Genomic DNA, 3,080 nt, shown 5'->3' on the forward strand with positions numbered 1-3,080 from the left:
ATTTGTGGGGATACCTCAGGGTCAGTGTAAGTTAAACCTAAAAGCACACTGACCCTTTTCGTTGTCAACAGCCACGTGAAGGAATACATCATGTTTAGCGCCATCCCTACCCTAGATTTACTGCTAAAAGGCTTACTGTTAACCACCATGGGGATGTTCTGGGTGGTGCTGCTGGTACGCGTGAATGGGTTGCGTTCCTTTTCTAAAATGACCAATTTTGATTTTGTGATGACAGTAGCAGTAGGTTCATTGCTAGCAAGTGCGTCTCAAACTAATAGTTGGAGCGCGTTTTTTCAGGCAATGATTGCTATGGCAGCATTGTTCTTAGTGCAGTTCGTCACTGCCCGATTGCGCAGACGTTCCGATAAAATTGAAGCACTTATGCAGAATACCCCTGTTATATTGATGCGCGACGGTGAAATTATCGATTCTGCGCTAGCCGAAACGCGGGTCGCCCGTAGCGATCTCATGGCAAAGCTTCGAGAGGCGAACGTGCTTAACATGCAGCAAGTGAGAGCGGTAGTACTGGAAACCACTGGGGACATTTCTGTGCTTCACGGCAACCATTGTGCAGATGACATGCTAGAAGGCACTAAAACTATTGGTCATCGATGATTCTTAGTGTAAATCTGAACTGCTGTTTTTATAGGATTGGCACACTACAATTCATTGTGCTTCCCTGCTTTCTATATTCATTTGGCATTTGCCCTGAAATAGCTTTAAACACCCGATTGAATGTTGCTAAGGACGAGAACCCACTCTCCAATGCTATTACCAAAATGCTCCATTGCTGGCATTCGTTGCTTCGTAATAATTGCTTAGCGTGTTTTACCCTGAACTGATTTACGAAAAGGTTGAAGTTGGCAGTAGCAAAATAGCCTCTGATGACCTTGCTTACTTTGTATTCCGACGTGTTCAACGCTTGCGCTAAATGAGCAATTTTTAAGTTTGGCTGCAGGAATATTTGTTCTTGATGAATTAACCTATTTATTCCTTTCACTATAGACATATCAATGGCTTCATCTTGTTGTATTGCACCGCCCTCACTGCAAGTGCTAGTGAGACAAGAAGAATCAGACATGCCGCCATTTAATGATTGACTAGCTGTGTCAGCGTTAACTTGATTTCGTGGTTCATTCTGTTGTTGTTTTTTTATTTGGCCGCTAAGTCGAACACTCATTTTTTGCGCGTGAACCACGTACTGAATAGCGCCAAGAATTAGCATTGCCGAAGAACATATTAACCAGGGTGCGTAATATTCAATTTCTGAGGGCGTGAATAGAAACTTAGGTAATATTGAAGAATTAAATAAGCCTAGGAAAAAGGCAGTGGCAAAAACAATCGACTGGCGCTTTTGTGTGGTATTTTTGTTCTCGAACCCGCGTAGAGCTTCCCAAAAAGACAACGCTAAAATGCTTGATGAAAGCAAAGTCGTAATTTCATTCATTCCCTGTTTAAGTTTAAGCATCTGTGCTTGGTTTAGCAGGTGTGGAATATCGCTCGATACTACTAAGTGCCACGTTTGATTAAATATCACTAATCCTGCAATCACAAATGCGACTGCAAAGTGCCTACGACTTAAGGGGTTGTGTTCTCGAAATAACGTTCTTGCAATTAACCAAACCACATTGCATGTCGCACAGGTTGCTAGCCCAATAACATATTGATATACACCAAGGGTGTCAGCACTCAATTTCTGCGTGGCCATCATACAAAGCGATGCACTAAATATGGCAACTAAATAGTCTACCGATTGCTTATCTTTTTTAAGTGCATGAGTAAGCATTGTGCTCAAACTACAGCACACTAAAAGGTAATAAGGTAACTCGTTATGCCATGCCACAGGGGTTCTACGCCTTAATATATAGCTCTGCCCTCAGTGTAAGAAGAATCACCGCCAAGCACAAAAGAACTTTGTTAAGGAGTATGTCAAAAGCCCCAACTTAAGGTATTCATTTTTCGAATTTGAGAAGAATGAGCCCTTATTTTCTATACGATAGAGGGACATTAGAGGGCAAAGCATTTATTCAAGAGGCAAAGATATGTTGGCGAAAAGTACCTTAGCACCGGTTTCTCTTAAACCTGACCCCCCAACTCCCGATCCACTAACACCCACTACTGCGACACCCACTAGCTTATCAGCCGCATCGAAACTTTATGAGGCGAGTCAGAAAATAGCATTTTCTTGTTTGCTCATCGCACAAGCTTTTTTTGTTAGTTATCTGATTGCAGGCTATGGCTTTACAGTTGTGACTGTTGGAGTATCTCAATGGAATCGCTTTAATAGCACGGCCTATGTTGCGGGCGACTCACTTGGCAATGGGATGTACGCCGCGCATGTTTTATTGGCGATAGTAATGATTATTGGCGGAAGCTTGCAGCTAGTACCAGCCATTAGGCGTAACTATAAAACGTTTCACAAATACAATGGCCGGCTTTTTGTCACCCTTGCGTGCAGTATCTCGCTAGCGGGCATGTATCTCCTGTTATCTCGGGGTACCGTTGGGAATCCTTTACTACATGGGTTAACGGCTTTTTCAGGCGTGATGGTGATTGTAAGTAGTTTCTTTGCGATTCGTGCCATAAGAAACGCTAACGTGACGCTGCATCAAAGGTGGGCGCTACATTTGTTTTTAGCCGCCAATGGCGTGCTCTTTTTTAGGTTATTCATATTCGCTTGGATGACACTTTTTGGCACCCTTGGCATTAATACTGCCGACTTTACTGGTCCTGCCGTAATAAGTGTAAGTGTACTGTCTTACGTAGCCCCTCATATTATTGTGCAGTTAATTTGGGTAGTTAAAGTAACTGCTACCGACCGTGCTACTGGCAGTGCTGCTGGCAATACTAATCGAGTATCCCTACTCAAAAACCTAATAAGCGTAACGCTGCTTGTTGTCTCTGCTGTGTTTATTATTGGTCTTTTTGGCTTAACATTAGGGAGTTGGTATCCCGCCGTTGTCGCCTAGCTTTACCTTAGTAAATGACCCTAGGAATTGGGCCTAGGAAATAGAGCCAGAAAATAGAGGCTGTGTGAATCTAGACTAAAAGCACTCTGTCCCTGAGGGATCCCCACGAAT

Annotated in this window: 3 protein-coding genes; 2 read left to right on the forward strand and 1 reads right to left on the reverse strand. The window is 43.1% G+C overall.

Translation table 11 applies throughout. From position 1 onward, the window contains the following. Positions 1 to 90 precede the first annotated feature (90 nt). Entirely contained in the window at positions 91 to 615 is a 525-nt protein-coding gene (locus C7Y69_RS20770) for a DUF421 domain-containing protein (protein WP_013785336.1), read from the forward strand. Positions 616 to 643: 28 nt separating this feature from the next. Here C7Y69_RS20770 and C7Y69_RS20775 read toward each other — a convergent pair whose 3' ends face one another. After that, entirely contained in the window at positions 644 to 1,843 is a 1,200-nt protein-coding gene (locus C7Y69_RS20775) for a helix-turn-helix domain-containing protein (protein WP_126874038.1), read from the reverse strand. 199 nt (positions 1,844 to 2,042) lie between these two features. Here C7Y69_RS20775 and C7Y69_RS20780 point away from each other — a divergent pair, with 199 nt between their 5' ends. Then, the gene (locus tag C7Y69_RS20780) at positions 2,043 to 2,969 is read left to right on the forward strand and encodes a DUF2306 domain-containing protein (RefSeq protein ID WP_126874039.1); all 927 of its coding nucleotides are present in this window, start codon (positions 2,043 to 2,045) and stop codon (positions 2,967 to 2,969) included. Positions 2,970 to 3,080: the final 111 nt, after the last annotated feature.

This window comes from Alteromonas sp. KS69 (assembly GCF_003989595.1).
Classification (GTDB): domain Bacteria; phylum Pseudomonadota; class Gammaproteobacteria; order Enterobacterales; family Alteromonadaceae; genus Alteromonas; species Alteromonas naphthalenivorans.